This window comes from Anaerotruncus rubiinfantis (assembly GCF_900078395.1).
Taxonomy (GTDB): Bacteria; Bacillota; Clostridia; order Oscillospirales; family Ruminococcaceae; genus Anaerotruncus; species Anaerotruncus rubiinfantis.
Genome location: NZ_FKLA01000007.1, coordinates 18,042 through 32,172, shown reverse-complemented (window position 1 = coordinate 32,172; position 14,131 = coordinate 18,042). Strand labels below are relative to the sequence as shown.

General features: G+C 54.0%; 20 protein-coding genes, 2 tRNA genes and 1 other RNA gene. 11 read left to right on the top strand and 12 right to left on the bottom strand.

Annotated elements, in window-relative coordinates; all coding sequences use genetic code 11:
* The first annotated feature begins 51 nt into the window (after positions 1–51).
* Positions 52–282, top strand: a complete 231-nt coding sequence (locus tag BN4275_RS01075; protein ID WP_066452732.1) for a helix-turn-helix domain-containing protein — start codon at positions 52–54, stop codon at positions 280–282.
* Complete coding sequence (locus BN4275_RS01070) at positions 236–1,027, top strand: tRNA threonylcarbamoyladenosine dehydratase (protein WP_242863527.1); 792 nt, start codon at positions 236–238, stop codon at positions 1,025–1,027. Before BN4275_RS01075 ends, BN4275_RS01070 begins: the two co-directional genes overlap by 47 nt.
* 55 nt (positions 1,028–1,082) lie before the next feature.
* Here BN4275_RS01070 and ssrS read toward each other — a convergent pair.
* Together ssrS and BN4275_RS01060 are read right to left on the bottom strand one after the other, a co-directional pair.
* Positions 1,083–1,274: non-coding RNA, 6S RNA (gene ssrS, locus BN4275_RS01065), on the bottom strand.
* Positions 1,275–1,283: 9 nt separating this feature from the next.
* On the bottom strand, positions 1,284–1,592 hold the full coding sequence (locus tag BN4275_RS01060) for a DUF1292 domain-containing protein (protein ID WP_066452730.1): 309 nt from the start codon (positions 1,590–1,592) through the stop codon (positions 1,284–1,286).
* Positions 1,593–2,355: 763 nt separating this feature from the next.
* On the opposite strand from BN4275_RS01060, the gene BN4275_RS17100 reads away from it, so the two are divergent.
* Together BN4275_RS17100 and BN4275_RS01055 are read left to right on the top strand one after the other, a co-directional pair.
* Positions 2,356–2,709, top strand: a complete 354-nt coding sequence (locus tag BN4275_RS17100) for a hypothetical protein (RefSeq protein WP_161940165.1) — start codon at positions 2,356–2,358, stop codon at positions 2,707–2,709.
* A gap of 420 nt (positions 2,710–3,129) precedes the next feature.
* Positions 3,130–3,915 carry a peptidylprolyl isomerase gene (locus BN4275_RS01055; protein WP_202614978.1) on the top strand — a complete coding sequence of 262 codons (786 nt, stop codon included), beginning with the start codon at positions 3,130–3,132 and terminating at the stop codon, positions 3,913–3,915.
* A gap of 115 nt (positions 3,916–4,030) precedes the next feature.
* Here BN4275_RS01055 and BN4275_RS01050 read toward each other — a convergent pair whose 3' ends face one another.
* From BN4275_RS01050 to BN4275_RS01040, 3 genes are all read right to left on the bottom strand, one after another.
* Entirely contained in the window at positions 4,031–4,417 is a 387-nt protein-coding gene (locus tag BN4275_RS01050) for a GNAT family N-acetyltransferase (protein ID WP_066452728.1), read from the bottom strand.
* 132 nt (positions 4,418–4,549) lie between these two features.
* Positions 4,550–5,083, bottom strand: coding sequence for a putative signal transducing protein (locus BN4275_RS01045; RefSeq protein WP_066452725.1), 534 nt, complete (start codon positions 5,081–5,083; stop codon positions 4,550–4,552).
* 77 nt (positions 5,084–5,160) lie between these two features.
* Positions 5,161–7,452, bottom strand: coding sequence for a hydratase (locus BN4275_RS01040; protein ID WP_066452721.1), 2,292 nt, complete (start codon positions 7,450–7,452; stop codon positions 5,161–5,163).
* Between the two features lie 142 nt (positions 7,453–7,594).
* Between BN4275_RS01040 and BN4275_RS01035 the strand changes: the two genes are divergently transcribed.
* From BN4275_RS01035 to BN4275_RS01025, 3 genes are all read left to right on the top strand, one after another.
* Positions 7,595–8,479 (top strand): LCP family glycopolymer transferase, encoded by an 885-nt coding sequence (locus BN4275_RS01035; protein WP_066452718.1) that lies wholly within the window; start codon positions 7,595–7,597, stop codon positions 8,477–8,479.
* Positions 8,480–8,596: 117 nt separating this feature from the next.
* Positions 8,597–8,672 (top strand) — tRNA-Thr (locus BN4275_RS01030).
* Between the two features lie 38 nt (positions 8,673–8,710).
* Positions 8,711–8,795, top strand: a tRNA-Tyr gene (locus BN4275_RS01025).
* 318 nt (positions 8,796–9,113) lie between these two features.
* Here the strand turns inward: BN4275_RS01025 and BN4275_RS01020 are convergent.
* Positions 9,114–9,431 carry a hypothetical protein gene (locus BN4275_RS01020; protein WP_066452717.1) on the bottom strand — a complete coding sequence of 106 codons (318 nt, stop codon included), beginning with the start codon at positions 9,429–9,431 and terminating at the stop codon, positions 9,114–9,116.
* Positions 9,432–9,599: 168 nt separating this feature from the next.
* On the opposite strand from BN4275_RS01020, the gene BN4275_RS01015 reads away from it, so the two are divergent.
* The 4 genes from BN4275_RS01015 (at position 9,600) to BN4275_RS01000 (ending at position 11,717) form a co-directional block, all read left to right on the top strand.
* Positions 9,600–9,782, top strand: a complete 183-nt coding sequence (locus BN4275_RS01015) for a hypothetical protein (protein WP_066452716.1) — start codon at positions 9,600–9,602, stop codon at positions 9,780–9,782.
* Positions 9,783–9,918: 136 nt separating this feature from the next.
* Positions 9,919–10,368, top strand: a complete 450-nt coding sequence (locus BN4275_RS01010; RefSeq protein ID WP_066452712.1) for a hypothetical protein — start codon at positions 9,919–9,921, stop codon at positions 10,366–10,368.
* 16 nt (positions 10,369–10,384) lie between these two features.
* Positions 10,385–10,789, top strand: coding sequence for a hypothetical protein (locus tag BN4275_RS01005; RefSeq protein WP_066452710.1), 405 nt, complete (start codon positions 10,385–10,387; stop codon positions 10,787–10,789).
* 172 nt (positions 10,790–10,961) lie between these two features.
* Positions 10,962–11,717 carry a hypothetical protein gene (locus tag BN4275_RS01000; RefSeq protein WP_066452708.1) on the top strand — a complete coding sequence of 252 codons (756 nt, stop codon included), beginning with the start codon at positions 10,962–10,964 and terminating at the stop codon, positions 11,715–11,717.
* 42 nt (positions 11,718–11,759) lie between these two features.
* Here BN4275_RS01000 and BN4275_RS00995 read toward each other — a convergent pair whose 3' ends face one another.
* From BN4275_RS00995 to BN4275_RS00970, 6 genes are read right to left on the bottom strand one after another with little or no spacing between them, the layout of a single operon-like run.
* Positions 11,760–12,047, bottom strand: a complete 288-nt coding sequence (locus BN4275_RS00995; protein WP_066452706.1) for a hypothetical protein — start codon at positions 12,045–12,047, stop codon at positions 11,760–11,762.
* A gap of 4 nt (positions 12,048–12,051) precedes the next feature.
* Positions 12,052–12,789 carry a M23 family metallopeptidase gene (locus BN4275_RS00990; protein WP_066452705.1) on the bottom strand — a complete coding sequence of 246 codons (738 nt, stop codon included), beginning with the start codon at positions 12,787–12,789 and terminating at the stop codon, positions 12,052–12,054.
* Positions 12,786–13,073 (bottom strand): phage holin, encoded by a 288-nt coding sequence (locus BN4275_RS00985; protein WP_079987976.1) that lies wholly within the window; start codon positions 13,071–13,073, stop codon positions 12,786–12,788. Before BN4275_RS00985 ends, BN4275_RS00990 begins: the two co-directional genes overlap by 4 nt.
* Positions 13,074–13,087: 14 nt before the next feature.
* The gene (locus BN4275_RS00980; RefSeq protein ID WP_066452704.1) at positions 13,088–13,498 is read right to left on the bottom strand and encodes a carbohydrate-binding protein; all 411 of its coding nucleotides are present in this window, start codon (positions 13,496–13,498) and stop codon (positions 13,088–13,090) included.
* Position 13,499: 1 nt separating this feature from the next.
* Positions 13,500–13,721: a hypothetical protein gene (locus tag BN4275_RS00975; RefSeq protein ID WP_066452703.1), complete on the bottom strand. Its 222-nt coding sequence runs from the start codon at positions 13,719–13,721 to the stop codon at positions 13,500–13,502.
* Positions 13,718–14,128: a PDZ domain-containing protein gene (locus tag BN4275_RS00970; protein ID WP_066452701.1), complete on the bottom strand. Its 411-nt coding sequence runs from the start codon at positions 14,126–14,128 to the stop codon at positions 13,718–13,720. Before BN4275_RS00970 ends, BN4275_RS00975 begins: the two co-directional genes overlap by 4 nt.
* Between the last annotated feature and the right edge of the window lie 3 nt (positions 14,129–14,131).

The window sequence follows — 14,131 nt, the reverse complement described above, 5'->3', positions numbered from 1 at the left end:
AATGCTACATTTGCGTTTCATGCTATGATCTGAGAGCAGAGGGGGAATTTTATGGAGTGTTTCGAACGTCTTCGCGCGCTGCGCGAAGACAGTGACAAAACGCAGGAAGATGTGGCAAACTATCTTGGCATCAAACGGCAGATGTATCGCCGCTACGAAACCGGAGAGGTGGACCTTCCGATGCGGCATGTGAAAAATCTGGTCCTGCTGTACCAAACCACAGCCGATTACATTCTTGGCCTCTCCGACGAAAGGAATCCATATAATGGAAAAAGAAAATAGCTGGCTCGCCCGCACCGGGCTGCTCGTCGGCGCGCAGGGCCTTGAAAAGCTCGCCGCCGCGCGGGTCGGCGCGCAGGGCCTTGAAAAGCTCGCCGCCGCGCGGGTCGCCGTCGTCGGGCTGGGTGGGGTCGGCTCGGCGGCGATGGAGGCGCTCTGCCGCACCGGGGTCGGCCACCTGCTGCTCGTCGACCACGACACAGTCGATCTCACAAACCTCAACCGTCAGCTCGTCGCCACCCGCGACGTGGTCGGCCTGCCCAAAGCGCAGGCCGCCGAAAAACGGCTGCGCGCCATCAACCCGGACGGCGACTTCACCTTCGCCGCCCAGTTTTACCTGCCCGAAAACAGCGCCTTCCTCTTCGACTGGCAGCCCGATTATGTGGTGGACGCGATCGACACGGTCACCGCCAAACTTCATCTCGCGCAGGAATGCGCCGCGCGCGGGGTGCCGCTCGTCTCCTGCCTGGGCACCGGCAACCGTCTCGATCCCGGCAAGCTCTGCATCGGCGACCTTGCTGAAACAGCCAACGGCTGCGGCTGCGGGCTTGCGCGGGTCATGCGCCGCGAGCTGCGAAAGCGCGGGATCACCAGCCTCACCGTCTGCTATTCGCGCGAGCAGCCGCTGGCCGCGGTCGCGCCCGGAGACAACAACGGCCGACATCCGCCCGGTAGCATCGCTTTTGTGCCTCCGGTGGCCGGATACCTCATCGCGGCGCATGTCGCGCGGGCGCTGCTGCAAATTTAGCCGAAAACGCAGAAGCGGCCTGCCCCATAAAGGGACAGGCCGCTTTCCATTTCTGTGTGACCCCGCCATATCGATGCCCCGCCGGCTGCAAACCCCGTCTTATGACAAGGTGGGTACGTCCGCTCCACAGGTTCCTGCTCCCTTCGTCCCGTTGCCGGGGAGGTCTGCAATCCGCTGCGGAATATGGACTCCCGTTATACAGTTATCGGAGTATAAAGGGCGAAGCTGTCGTGTACAGCAGGGAGTGGTAGTTTTTTTAAGAGGGCTCCTCGTCCTCGGTGAAGTCAAACTGATCTTCCAGACGCTCCATAAAGATTGCGGCGATTTCATCGAACTCGGCTTCGTCCTCAATCGCTTCCAGGAACTCTTCGTCCCCTTCATAGACCGATTTGAGAATCACCAGTTCCCCATCGTCCTGCAGTTCCGCGTCCGGATCGTCATAAGTGGCCACCAGCGCCACATACCGATCGTCGTCATGCTCCAGCGTATCCACAATCTGAAACTCATGCTCCTGACCGTCGTCATCGACCAGAGTCAACAGATCGTCCCCGAAATCCTGCGCCATATCATTGTGCTCCTTTTCACAGGCAATATGCCCTTTTGATGAGAAAAGCGTTCTTTACAGTATTATGATAATGCATCCCCGGCAAAATGTCAATCGATCTGGATCTTTATATGTTTTGTATGTATTTTCTGTAAATTGTTTAATTTTACTATTGACATTTTACAACGATTTGCATATAATAAAAACACAGAAGGAGAGATCCAGAAGAAAAGAAATTGACAGGAAAGGCGGTGGTTCCAATGTACGATGAAAATCACAGTTTCTCATTTGTATCGAGGGACTGTGCGCCGGTAAAACTGTTTTAGGCTGGAACATTATTTCGGACGATCAGATCACAGTTTCTGCCACTATCAGCGCAAGCTGTATATTGACTCGTTGAACGGCATTTCTTGTAATGCGTTTCTTGTTTTGTCCAATATTGGGATTGATGCACGTGACAGGTGCAATAAAAACCGAAAGGAAGATGATCCATCACTCAGATGGTTAACATTCCAGGCAAGGCAAACAATCTGTGATCGCAGTCTCCAATCATAAAACGAATTTTTCGATTATTTCCGCAAAACAGGCCGAGCCGGGCGGCATCCCACATACGGCGTATCAGGTCGCGTGAAGGATCTGGGAAACCGGATGGATACAAATGAACCGACCAGCACAATCGAATAGATAGATGGGGCGGCGGCTCAAACGGTCACCGCTCCCCAGTTCTCTCAAAACCATGCAAAAGGACGGACAAAACACATTGGGCGTAAAGAAGCCCAAAGCTGTGACAGTTACCGCAGCGAATGTATTTTTGGCTGTCACCTGCAAGATGAGACAGAGTCCTGGTAAACCCGAAACCGATTCGTTCCTTGAAAATCCAAGCGGAGCAACGTCCAAATGCGTGCAACCGGAAAACCCTGGCGAGAAACCAACCGACCCATGTTTTATTGGCTACCCGAAAGCGTTGTCCAGGACAGATCTTTTTCAGTCATCCCTAAAAGCGAAAATTCCTTGTTACGTTTCTGGTAATTCCAAAAGCATAGCTCGTGAAATAGTTTTTATGGCAGGCTCAAAAGCAAAGTCCCAGGCAAACCAAAGCGCAAATTCCGGTAAAACCTTTAAAGCAATGACCAGGTAAATTTTCAATAGGCAAAACCAAATGCAACTGTTCTGGACAACGCTTCATCCTCTAATGGAAACCATGTCCAAAAAAGGATTTTATACCGCTGGAACAAAAAGGATTGAATCAACAACCAGTCCAATGAATTGATTATCAAGCGGCGCCGGTAAAAACCGGCGCCGCTTTCCATTTTCCCACGCGCGCCCGAATTTTCGCACAAAACGTAAACTTACTATGAATTAGCAATTGGAAGATTGATTTTGCAGGATTTTGTGGTAGAATATGAAAAGTAAATAGTGTGAAATAATTTGCCCTTTTTTTTGCACTATGTCTTTGATAGATGTGCGGGACATCCCGTAAAGGCTGCCCTTCCCGCCGTTTTATCCCGGGATTTTTACGCCCGCAAATTATGTATATCATACATGGAGGTAACAACCTATGAAAAAAATTGCCCTGCTTTTGTGCGCAGTGCTTGTGATGTCGGCCATGCTTTTTGGCTGCGGACGCGGCAATGACGCTGAACCTGTTTCCAGCGCCGCTTCCGATGCGGAAGGCGGTTCCGAAGCCACCACGATGCCCACCACCCCGGAGGAGATCGTCGCCCACAATGTGAAGATTGATGAATCCGAAATCACCCTGGTGCAGTTCAATACCCCGGCGGCCGGAACCAAGACTGCCACCATCAAAACCAGCATGGGTGATATCAAGATGGTCCTCTTCCCTGACGAAGCCCCCAAAGCGGTCGAAAACTTCCTCGCTCTGGCTGAAAAGGGTTATTACAACGGCATGAGCTTCTATGAAGTCCTTCCGAGCATCCGTATCGCCACCGGTGATCCCGATGCGAACGGCTCCGGCGGCGAGAGCGCTGACGGAGAACTGTTCAAAGACGAATACAGCCTGAACCTGTGGCACTTTAACGGTGCGGTCGCTATGGATAACGGCGGCGTGCCCGACGCCAACGGCAGCCGGTTCTACATTGTCCAGAACAGCTCGATCACTAACGAACTGGCCGAAGAGATGCTCGACGGCGGTTTCCCGGAGAAGGTTGTCGACAAGTACCTCAAGGCCGGCGGCGTCCCGAACTATGACTTTAAGGACACCGTTTTCGGACAGGTCATCGAAGGCAAGGACGTGGTTGAAAAGATCGCTGCCGTCGCCCGCGACGAGCAGAACAAGCCGTCCGAGGACGTGACCATCACCTCCATCGAAATCGGCACCATCTGATTTTAAAAGCAAATCCCCGCGGTTATTCCGCGGGGATTTTTTTATGCGAAGCCGGCCCAGCTTGCATGTGGCGGCACTGACGCCGCGGGAGAATGGACACATCTTTCCCCGCAGCTTAAGCGCGGCCGCTTTTTGCGATGGTGTAGGATTGCAGGCTCCTTTTGCAGCCGTTCTTTTCATAAAACGCTTCCACACCCGGCTGTGCACCAAAATAGAGCATGGTGGGGGTGCTCTCTTTGGCAAGTTGGAGCAGCCTGGTACCGATCCCGTGTTTTTGATACTCCGGCAGGACAAGCAGTTCGGTGATCGTTCCGAAAAAATAGCCGTCTGAAAGGATGCGCAGGCAGCCCACGAGCCGCTCCCCCTCGTTCGCCGTGATGTTCAGGGTTTTTGACAGCGCCGCCTGTGTTTTTTGCGCGTCATACTCCCCGGGCCATATCCGATTGACAAACGGAAGAAATTTTGCAGCATCCAGCTCCCGATCATTTACTTTATATTCCATGATTTTTACCTCCTCTTACGCGTTTCTCCTGATCGCTTCTTTTTCCCTCTATCATAGAGCATTTTCCTGATCCGCGCAAGAACGCCAAAAGGGGCCGGCCTGTTTTCACAGGCCGGCCCCTTTTATATTTTGTCAGCCAAACAGGATCTGCAGGAAGGTGCCGACCAGCGCCGCGGCAAATGGCAGCAGAAAGAGCAGAATCCCGATCCGCATTACATTGCGGCGGAAGCAAAATGACCGCAGGCTTGGGGCGCGCAGCGGCTTTCCCGACTCCTGCTCCGGCGGTTCCGTGTCCGGCTCCTGCCACGCGGCGTCCGGCCTCGCGAGATATGCCTCCATCAGGCCTCTCGCCTCCTCGAGCTGCGAAGTGTCCACATAGACCTGCTGTCCATAGGTCAGTGCGCCCATATAGCTGCGCAGGTAGCTTCCAGCGGGATGGTGGTCCCGCACAGCCGCCGGAATACCCGCGTCCTCGAGCAGCCCCAGCAGCATGCCCAGTTCCACATGGTCCGCAACGGTCGCCAGCAGGCAGGGCTGCGGGATCTCCAAAAGCGCCTTTTGGGGGAGGCCGGCAGGCGGAGCTTCCTCCACCAGCTTCGCACCGCAGTCGCCGCAGACGGTGAAACCCGCTCGGTATTCGGTTTTGCAGTTCGGACACCAGGGCATTCCATTCGCCTCCCGTATGCTTCATTTATCGCGTGAAACATTCCCTGTTCCATCTCCTCCGCCAAGCCGGCGGACTGTCATTTCTGATTGCGGTAGTAATTGATCAGACAGCCCGAGAGGATGATCTCGCGCTCGTCGTCGGTGAGCTGGCCCAGCGTCATGGAAAACGGCTTCACGCCGTCCTTCGTGAGCGCATAAGCTTTGATCTCATCCCATTTCTCCTCCACCGCGCGGCGGATGTTCGGGATAAAGATCGAATCGTATTTCGCAAAGACCGGGTCGCCGTCGATCAAAAACGGCAGCATGCCCCAGTTGATGAGGTTCGAACGGTAACGCTTGGTGGCGTATTCCTTTGCAATATTGGCCCAGCCGCCAAGCACCTTCTGGCAGGACGCCGCCTGTTCACGCGCCGAACCGTCGCCGGGCTTTACCGCATAGACAAGCGATCCTGAGCCGATCTTCGAGCTGTCAACATCTTTGAATCCCTCGATCGTCCGGATCACCCGGATCGGGCAGGTTGGAGAATTGTCATTGAAGGCATTGCCGGTCTCGAGGCGCAGCTTCTCCCATTTCTGGGACTCCTTGGCCTTTTCGACATAGGCCGGGTCCTTGCGCGAAAGGGTGAATTCCGCGAGCTTCATCGGGTTGGAGCGGTAGGAGGAGGTCTCGCCGGACGGGATCAGCTCGTCGGTCGTGGTGACCGGATCGGTGATGAAGGCCGCCACATCGAGGAAAAGATGCTCGGTGAGCGGGGACATCTCCGGCCAGTCGGCGATGTTCGGGCCGAATTTGAGCGGCAGCTCTGTCTGAGGCTTGCCCCATCCGTCGTAAACACGGTTTTTGTAGATTCCGGCGTCAAAGAAATATTTCGGCTTGCCAAAATTGCAGTCGAGGTCGGTTGCCGGGGTAAGCGCGCCGCCATTGCGGGCGGTCGCGGCAATCGAGCGCGCGTCCATCAGCGCCACCGACGCGATCTGCCCCGCGCCGGGCTTCGACCCCTCACGGTTCGGGAAATTGCGGGTGGAATGGCGGATCGAGAAGCCGTTGTTGGCCGGGACGTCGCCCGCGCCGAAGCAGGGGCCGCAGAAAGCGGTGCGGATGGTCGCGCCTGCCTGCATAAGTGTGGCGATCGCGCCGTTTTGAACAAGGCCCATCATGACCGGCTGGCTGGACGGGTAGACCGAGAGGGCAAATTCGTCCGCGCCAATCGAATGGCCGGTGAGGATATCGGCCGCGTCGCAGAGATTGTCGTAGGTACCGCCCGCGCAGCCTGCGATCACGCCCTGGTCGACCATGAGGCGGCCGTTCTTCACCTTGTCGCGCAGACTGAAGTTGATGCCGGGCGCGTCGAGCTGGAGATTGCCGGCCAATTCAACCTCATGCAGGATGTCATCAAGATTTGCGTTGAGCATTTCGATCTCATAGGTGTTCGAGGGATGGAACGGCATGGCGATCATCGGTTTGATGGTCGAGAGGTCCACATAGACCACGCCGTCGTAATAGGCGCCGTCCTCCGGGGAAATTTCCTTGAACGCTTCCGGGCGGCCATGCAGCTCAAAATAGTCCTTTACCTGCCCGTCGGTCTTCCAGATGGAGGAAAGGCAGGTGGTCTCGGTGGTCATGACGTCGATGCCGATACGGTAATCGACGTTCAGGTTGGCCACGCCGTCGCCGATAAATTCCATGACCTTGTTCTTGACATAACCCTTTTTGAACACCGCGCCAATGATGGCGAGCGCCACATCCTGCGGGCCCACGCCGGGCTGGGGCTTTCCAGTAAGCCAGACCGCCACCACCTGCGGGCGGCTGATGTCGTAGGTGCGGCAGAGCAACTGTTTGACCAGTTCCGGGCCGCCCTCGCCGATCGCCATGGTGCCGAGCGCACCGTAACGGGTGTGGCTGTCCGATCCAAGGATCATTTTGCCGCCGCCGCTCATCATTTCACGCATATACTGGTGGATGACCGCCTGGTGCGGCGGGACAAAGATTCCGCCGTATTTCTTCGCGGCGGAAAGGCCGAACATGTGGTCGTCCTCGTTGATGGTGCCGCCGACCGCGCACAGGCTGTTGTGGCAGTTGGTGAGCACATATGGGAGCGGGAACTTCTCAAGGCCCGACGCGCGGGCGGTCTGGATGATGCCAACATAGGTGATGTCGTGGGACGCCATCGCATCGAACTTGATTTTGAGCGCGTCCATATTCCCACTTGTGTTGTGCGCTTCCAGGATCGAGTACGCCATGGTTTTGGCGGCCGCCGCGTTCTTATCGGCGGATTTTCCCGCCGCCTGCAGTGCGGCGGCGGCATGCGCATCGTCCGGGACCAGCTTGCCGCCGACCAGATACGCGCCGGTGTCGTACAATTTTATCATATAAAAACCTCCCAGTGTTTCATTTGCTCTTGGCTGGTCCTATTTTAGCACAGGAAAGCTTTCGATGCAATGATGCCGGACTGAATAAACCGCCTGCAAACCGGCCAAAACTACTGGAAACGAAAGGAATGGAGGCCGTGGGATGGATAAGGAACGGCAAAACAAATGGCGCAGCTTCCTGCTGGCATTCACGCTGACGCTGGTTCTGCTCTCCGCGATCATGATCGCAACGGTGATGGCGGTGCAGCCTTCGATGCCGCAGACCGACCGGACGCGCAGCGGCGACGAGTTCACCTTCCGGCCGCAGGCCGCCGATACGCTCACAATGGCAGTGATCGGGCTGGGAGCGGATGGGCCGGGGGAATTTCTACTGATCCGCTTCAATCCGCAGTACGGTCAGGTTCCGCTCACCCTGCTGCCGCCTGAAGCGATCGTAACGCTCGAAGGCGCGAATATGACTCTGCGCGAAGCCTACCAAAAAGGCGGCGGCAACACGGTGAAGGCTGCGCTTTCCGAGCGGCTTGGCGTGGCTGTGGACAAATATGCCGTCCTGAAGCGTGATGCTTTCATTCGCATCGCGGACACTGCGGGTTCGGTTGTCTATGAACTGCCCTATGATATCATCTATCAAAAGGACGGCTTCGATATCAATCTTGGCGCGGGTAAACGCCGGCTCGACGGGCAGGATATTGCGAACATGTTTGCCTACCCCGGTTATGAAAGCCCGCAGGAAAAAAGCAAGGTGCTTGGCGGACTGGTGGCGGAGATCGTCAATCAGAATCTCAGCGCGGCCGGAGAGGAAATTTCCTCTGGACTGTTCAAGCTCGCGGTCAACCTGATCGACACCGATATTACCTATGCCGACTACGAATACCGGCGCAGCGCAGCGGACTTCGTGGCCAAACTTGACACCCAGGTGGCCGGCAATCTGCCGCTGCAGGGTACCTTCCTGGAGGATGGCGTCAACTTTGAGCTTGCGGAAAAATATGTGCAACTGATCCGGCAGTATTTCCAGGCCGTCGGATGACGGCCTGGAAATCGATCGAAATTTCGGATTATGGAGGTTTTTGTTGGAAAAACCTGTTGACATTCCGCGCTGATCGTGATAGAATAAGTTCCGTCGCTATGAGGGTTTTTAGAATCTGCTGGTGTAGCTCAGTTGGTAGAGCAGCTGATTTGTAATCAGCAGGTCGGGGGTTCGAGTCCGTCCACCAGCTCCACCAACCCTGAAAACCCTGCATGTGCTTCAACTGAATATGGAGGAGTTCCCGAGTGGCCAAAGGGGGCAGACTGTAAATCTGTTGTCAGTGACTTCGATGGTTCGAATCCATCCTCCTCCACCAAAACAGGCTCTGTAAGCAATCCGCTTGCAGAGCCTGTTTTTATGCGTAAATCAGCCTACGATGCGGGTTTGCGCGGCATTATGCTTGCGTTTACTTTTGGACTAAAAACGGATGAAACAGCACTAAAAAGGAGCATAAAATGCACAGTAAATGCACAGTAAGCAAACGCTAACAGATGGGTAATTTTATTAATATCATTTCTTAAATTAATAATGCTAATATATGGTAAGCTTTAAGCATGCCTAATGCCCGCAGCGTGCGGGTCTTTTTGCGTAAAGGAAAGCCGCCCCGAAGGCGGCTCTTTTATTGACCTCTCATTTATCTATTCGCCATGCAGTCCCCGCAGCAATAGGTGTGGCAGATGGGGCAAAGACCGTCTGTGTGGATGTGCTTATGAGTGGTAACAGTTTCGGCGGTTTTGATTTCTGCCAGCTTGTAGCAGCGAGTGAGGTACTCTTTATATTCTTCGATCGTCTCGGCCAGCTTGTCGGAGCGCCAAACTTTATTTGCAGCATCCCATTTCGCGTAAAGATCGGATTTAATGACATCGCGCATTTCGTAAGTTTTCCCCGAGATCGTTCCGGCTTCGGTATCGATGATGATGGTATTTCTGCCTCTGCTCATTTCGTATTTCATTGTGTTACCTCCGTTTTTTTCGTTTTCCCCTTACCTCTTGTCTATATTATAATATAATTGTACAATTATTTCAAGTGGTAAAATAACCATAGTTGTACAATTATATTTGTGCAAGTTTTATAGTTGTACAATTATTTTATTGTGCTATAATAAGATTGAGGTGATAACATGGGAAAAGCTCAAACAAGGGCCAGCAATAAATATGCAGGCAAAACATATGATCAAATCCGATTGCTCGTTAAAAAGGAAAACGGCGGAAAGGAGCGTATCAAGGCGCGAGCCGATGAGTTGGGAATGTCTATCAATTCGTACATCAATTTGTTAATTGACCGTGACATTCCGATTGAATAGTTATAATTGTACAATTATAACTAAAACATTCTTTCGATTTGTGCATTTTACCGCTTGATATACTTGTACAATTATATTATAATATAGATACAAGGTAAGGGAAAACAAAGTCAAGCGAGCGAAGGGAGATCACGACATGACTAACATCGACATCCGCAAATATCTTAAAGACGAGACTATGCAAGCCCGGATCGAATACAAGGTGGCCGAACTGGGACTGTCTGAGCGCGTGGATTCTGTGACCGAGGAAATCGCATTAGATTACGACGCGGGTAAAATGCAGGACACCGACCCGTTTGGATTCCCGCGAAATGAGCGCGAGCCGCACGTTGTAGCCCTCGACGAGCTCATCTTTAATATCCAGTATATGGCACGACAAGAATACTTTAAGCAAATGAATAAAGATGACGCTCTCGCAATCGCCCGTGGTCTGTACGCCCTCCAATACGTCAAAGGTGCGAGCTGGACTGTGCGGGCAAGCATCGTTGGCGGCGAGCAAATGGACCTCAGCTCGTTTTTGATTGCCTACAACAATGAGCATTCGGACGACCCTATCAGGTATAGTCTCCCAGGCGTTGAAATTTAAAAAAGGAGGGCAAATCATGAAGATCCAAGTCGGAGTCGGGTACGTTGCGGTCGATCGCGGGCACAATCCCCCGACCTATCATTTTAAGGCGGATGCAATCATCAATATTGTCGGGTCATACGGAGTAACCGGATCTGGTAACTGCCAGCGCCGTACCATCGATGTGGCAGTCCCAGACTGGGTGTCCACGAGCGAAAAATATCCACCGGAAATGGGCATCCCTGGTCGCAACTCCAAGACCGGAACATCTGATATGTGCTTTGTGGTCTGCGCGCATCCACAAGAGGCCGAATCCAAATATTTCGGCGCAGTCGATCAGGACGCGCTGATTGATAAAGCGATTGCTGGCGGTATGCTCCTCATCTACCCGGACATAAACGGAGATATGCGCTCCATCCCTGTAGCGATCTGTCGAGATTAATTTATTAGGTCTTGCATTTTTACAAAAATCATGTATACTGTAATTGTCAAATCCAACTTTAAAATTGGATTTGTGGATTGAAATTGAGAAAGTATCCTATATCCTAAGGAAAAGGGCGGGCGCTAAAACGCCCGCCCTCTGTCTTTTTTATTGCAGTGAGGGAGGTCAGAGCATGTACCAACCCGCACACAAACGGCTTGCAAAACTGACCGCCATTGAGCTTGACCGCGAAAAGGCTGATGAGCTGCGGGATTACTTTTGGAGTCATAAGCCCCCGGAGATCCTTCCGCCGCTTTTTGACGAGTACGTGATCCGTATCACCTACTCGGCAGAGTGGATTCAAAAAAATTTTGGAGGTCAGCTCCCGCTCGGATCAACGAGTCAGGAAATATATGTCTGCCATGACACACCAACCAAAACCTATCTGCTCTCTTATATGGAGGGTAAAAAACAGGTACAGGTAACGTTTGATTATAATGACACAGTGGAGGATGATAAAGGCCGCCTATCCTTGCGGTACAATGTCGAGACATTGATGCCTATCACTGCATGGGCCAGCGATGACGAACTCCACCAGGAGGCTAACGATATTATTAACCTCTATCGCTATGTGACCTTTTATTTGCTCTATTACCGCCCGGATGTTGAGTATGCGGATCGCCCCGTGAGCCGCTCGTCCCGGCCCCGTACCAACCGGGGAACCGGCAAGCAGGCAAACACGTTTGTACTGCGGTCAAAAGTCCGGAGATACTCCATCGACCGGCACGAGATCCCAACCGAGCGAAACTACCGCAAATTTGCATGGTCAGTGCGCGGCCATTATCGCCGTGGTAAAAACGGCAAGCTGATTTATGTTACCCCGCACCAGGCAAGGCGGCGGAGCTCCGGGGAGCGGGCCGCGCCCCGCAAGTACGTTATCAAGACATAAGATAAGACGTACCAGCCGAAATAATCGGCTGGTACGTCTTTTTTATTTGATAAATGTATTTGCCGCCAGCAGGCCGACGATCGCCCATTGCAGGATGATCCCCACAACCTGATCCCAGCGTTTTGCAGGCTTGTCCTTTAGCTCCTTAACGTCGCTCTTGACCTCTGCCAGCGTCGCCATAATCGTCTGGTAGTCCTTTCGGCTGCCCGCCGCATCGATTTTTAGCTCCTCAAAACGATTATAAAACTCTCTATGTGTGTTTTGATTGCGCAAGCTGTCCTTTTCCAACGCATCCACCCGTTTCTCAAGCTGGCAGTTTTCGCACGACATCGGCTCACCCCTTATACTTATTCATAAGCATCTGTAAATCAGATATCAGGCCGTTATAATCGGCCTGGATCGCGTCCCGCTCGGCCACTACGGATTCGTATAGCGCCGCATAGTCCGGCCCGTCCTGCGGCATCTCCGGGGCCTCAACATCATCGGGATTGTACCAGCCTCCAGAATAGCCCTTGATGGTCTGGCCCTCTCCCACAAACCACACGTCGTCCGGGTCTATCGTGCTGTCCGCCAATCCTCCCGCGCGTTTGTATTCCGCCAGCGTGTTGATGATCCGGTTGTTGGCCGTTACCGATACCCCATAGGCCAGCGTTGGGAATTTGGTATCTGTGTCAAACTCAATGTGCAGGTGTGGGCCGGTCGTGTTCGCGCCGGTGTTGCCATACTGCGCGATAACCTGTCCGCGTTTGACTTTATCCCCGGCCTTGACCTGCACTTTTGCGTGGTGATAGGTCCGGGCCACCAGATCGCACACCTTGCCGTTATTGCAGAGCACATCCCGGTAGATGATAACCGCCACAAGCCCCAGCCGCGAGAGTTTGCCGGTGGTGGCCGGTCCGTCCTGACCGGCTGCAATCACTTCGCCATCACCCAGCGCAAGCACATCATGGGTGTTGGGATCGTAACAATCCACGCCGTAATGGTGGAATCTCCAGTAGGCGTAATAATCCGGGTGCTTGTACCCCGCTGTGACAAGCAGCGTTTTAAACGGGAGTGTAAGACGCTGACTCATTTGACCACCCTGTCCTTGTACGGCTGCACATACCCCATTGCGCGATTGCTGTCGCTCACGCCTGCGGTTGTCGGGTCGGTCAGGGCGTTAAACACCGAGACGAGCACCGCCACCACCACAACGGGATTCTGCACGGCTGCGACAAAGATATCTCCCAGCGCTGCCCAGGAGGTCATGTCCTCCCACGCAAGCCCAAAGTATGCGAGGATCGGCAGGACAACGGCACATGCCATCTGCGCCCACCAGAGCGGGTTTTTAATGCGTACTTCCCAATTGATTTTCATTATGTAATCCTCCCTTAATTTTCGGTGTATTCCGTCCAGCCCGACACGCCCGGCTCCCAGACATTCGCGTCAAGGTCGCTAATCCAGCGCTTGCCGTTGTGGCTGACCTTTGCGCCCTTTGCATAAGCGTCTGTACTGCCCTGCGGCTGCCTCCATTCCGGCCACTCGATTGCAGGATCATCTATCCGTACCCACAAAGACGGGGCCGCGTCAGGTGTCCAGCTCGCTTGTGAGGTATGTGCAGTCAGACACTTATAGAGCAGATCCCCGTACCGCACCCGGTCTCCCACGGCATAGGCGACGCTTTCGGCGCTCCAGCGGTCAAACAGTTCCGGCGCAAGGATCGCCTTTTCGTCGGTGGTGCCGGATGCTGCCGCCCGATAATTTGCCATCTTTACCCGCGCTCTGTCCTCATACATGCCCATATCATTCGCCTCCCTCATAGATGTTGATAGCCGCCAGCATGTCCGCCGTTTCGGGATCAACCGCTCCCGCTCGGATCGCATTGGCCTGCTCTTGGGTGATCCACTGGACGGCAACGCAGTTTTCGGTAAATTCAGGATCTCCCTCAACCGCTCCTGTCCCGTCGAGCTGCTTGTCCGTCAGGAATTTGCTTATGTACCGTGCAAGGATCTCATCATAGGTCATGTGGTTGTCCCTCCTTCGAGCGCCGCCGCGTGAAGCATTGCGGCGGTATAATTTTGTTCTGCGGTCGCGCGGGCCAGTTCCAATGCCGTCACCTGCCGCTCGGCCTCTGTATGCAGCGCCTGATAATACGCTGGGTTGTCCCCGGTGCTGCGGCTGCGTAAACGGATTTTGGCCCACGTCCTGCTGTCCATGTCCGCGATGTCATAGCAGATGCGCGGGATGTACCGGCTGATGGTGGTTTCCTGCTCGTCGCGGATCTCTTGCGCCGGGTCGAGCAGGGCGCGGATTGCGTCGTGGCCCGTGGCCGGGAATGCAAGGATGAGTATCTCCTCGCTTTGGTCATTGATTCGCGCCATTGTGACAGACGCGATTGTGTCGGGGGATTGCGTGTTGTCTATGTAGATCATGTT

What these genes read in the sequence shown, in the direction of transcription:
- BN4275_RS01075 (WP_066452732.1), top strand. Translation starts at nt 52, where the DNA reads ATGGAGTGTTTCGAACGTCTTCGCGCGCTGCGCGAAGACAGTGACAAA.
- BN4275_RS01060 (WP_066452730.1), bottom strand. Translation starts at nt 1,592, where the DNA reads ATGGCGCAGGATTTCGGGGACGATCTGTTGACTCTGGTCGATGACGAC.
- BN4275_RS01055 (WP_202614978.1), top strand. Translation starts at nt 3,130, where the DNA reads ATGAAAAAAATTGCCCTGCTTTTGTGCGCAGTGCTTGTGATGTCGGCC.
- BN4275_RS01050 (WP_066452728.1), bottom strand. Translation starts at nt 4,417, where the DNA reads ATGGAATATAAAGTAAATGATCGGGAGCTGGATGCTGCAAAATTTCTT.
- BN4275_RS01045 (WP_066452725.1), bottom strand. Translation starts at nt 5,083, where the DNA reads ATGCCCTGGTGTCCGAACTGCAAAACCGAATACCGAGCGGGTTTCACC.
- BN4275_RS01040 (WP_066452721.1), bottom strand. Translation starts at nt 7,452, where the DNA reads ATGATAAAATTGTACGACACCGGCGCGTATCTGGTCGGCGGCAAGCTG.
- BN4275_RS01035 (WP_066452718.1), top strand. Translation starts at nt 7,595, where the DNA reads ATGGATAAGGAACGGCAAAACAAATGGCGCAGCTTCCTGCTGGCATTC.
- BN4275_RS01020 (WP_066452717.1), bottom strand. Translation starts at nt 9,431, where the DNA reads ATGAAATACGAAATGAGCAGAGGCAGAAATACCATCATCATCGATACC.
- BN4275_RS01015 (WP_066452716.1), top strand. Translation starts at nt 9,600, where the DNA reads ATGGGAAAAGCTCAAACAAGGGCCAGCAATAAATATGCAGGCAAAACA.
- BN4275_RS01010 (WP_066452712.1), top strand. Translation starts at nt 9,919, where the DNA reads ATGACTAACATCGACATCCGCAAATATCTTAAAGACGAGACTATGCAA.
- BN4275_RS01005 (WP_066452710.1), top strand. Translation starts at nt 10,385, where the DNA reads ATGAAGATCCAAGTCGGAGTCGGGTACGTTGCGGTCGATCGCGGGCAC.
- BN4275_RS01000 (WP_066452708.1), top strand. Translation starts at nt 10,962, where the DNA reads ATGTACCAACCCGCACACAAACGGCTTGCAAAACTGACCGCCATTGAG.
- BN4275_RS00995 (WP_066452706.1), bottom strand. Translation starts at nt 12,047, where the DNA reads ATGTCGTGCGAAAACTGCCAGCTTGAGAAACGGGTGGATGCGTTGGAA.
- BN4275_RS00990 (WP_066452705.1), bottom strand. Translation starts at nt 12,789, where the DNA reads ATGAGTCAGCGTCTTACACTCCCGTTTAAAACGCTGCTTGTCACAGCG.
- BN4275_RS00985 (WP_079987976.1), bottom strand. Translation starts at nt 13,073, where the DNA reads ATGAAAATCAATTGGGAAGTACGCATTAAAAACCCGCTCTGGTGGGCG.
- BN4275_RS00980 (WP_066452704.1), bottom strand. Translation starts at nt 13,498, where the DNA reads ATGGGCATGTATGAGGACAGAGCGCGGGTAAAGATGGCAAATTATCGG.
- BN4275_RS00975 (WP_066452703.1), bottom strand. Translation starts at nt 13,721, where the DNA reads ATGACCTATGATGAGATCCTTGCACGGTACATAAGCAAATTCCTGACG.
- BN4275_RS00970 (WP_066452701.1), bottom strand. Translation starts at nt 14,128, where the DNA reads ATGATCTACATAGACAACACGCAATCCCCCGACACAATCGCGTCTGTC.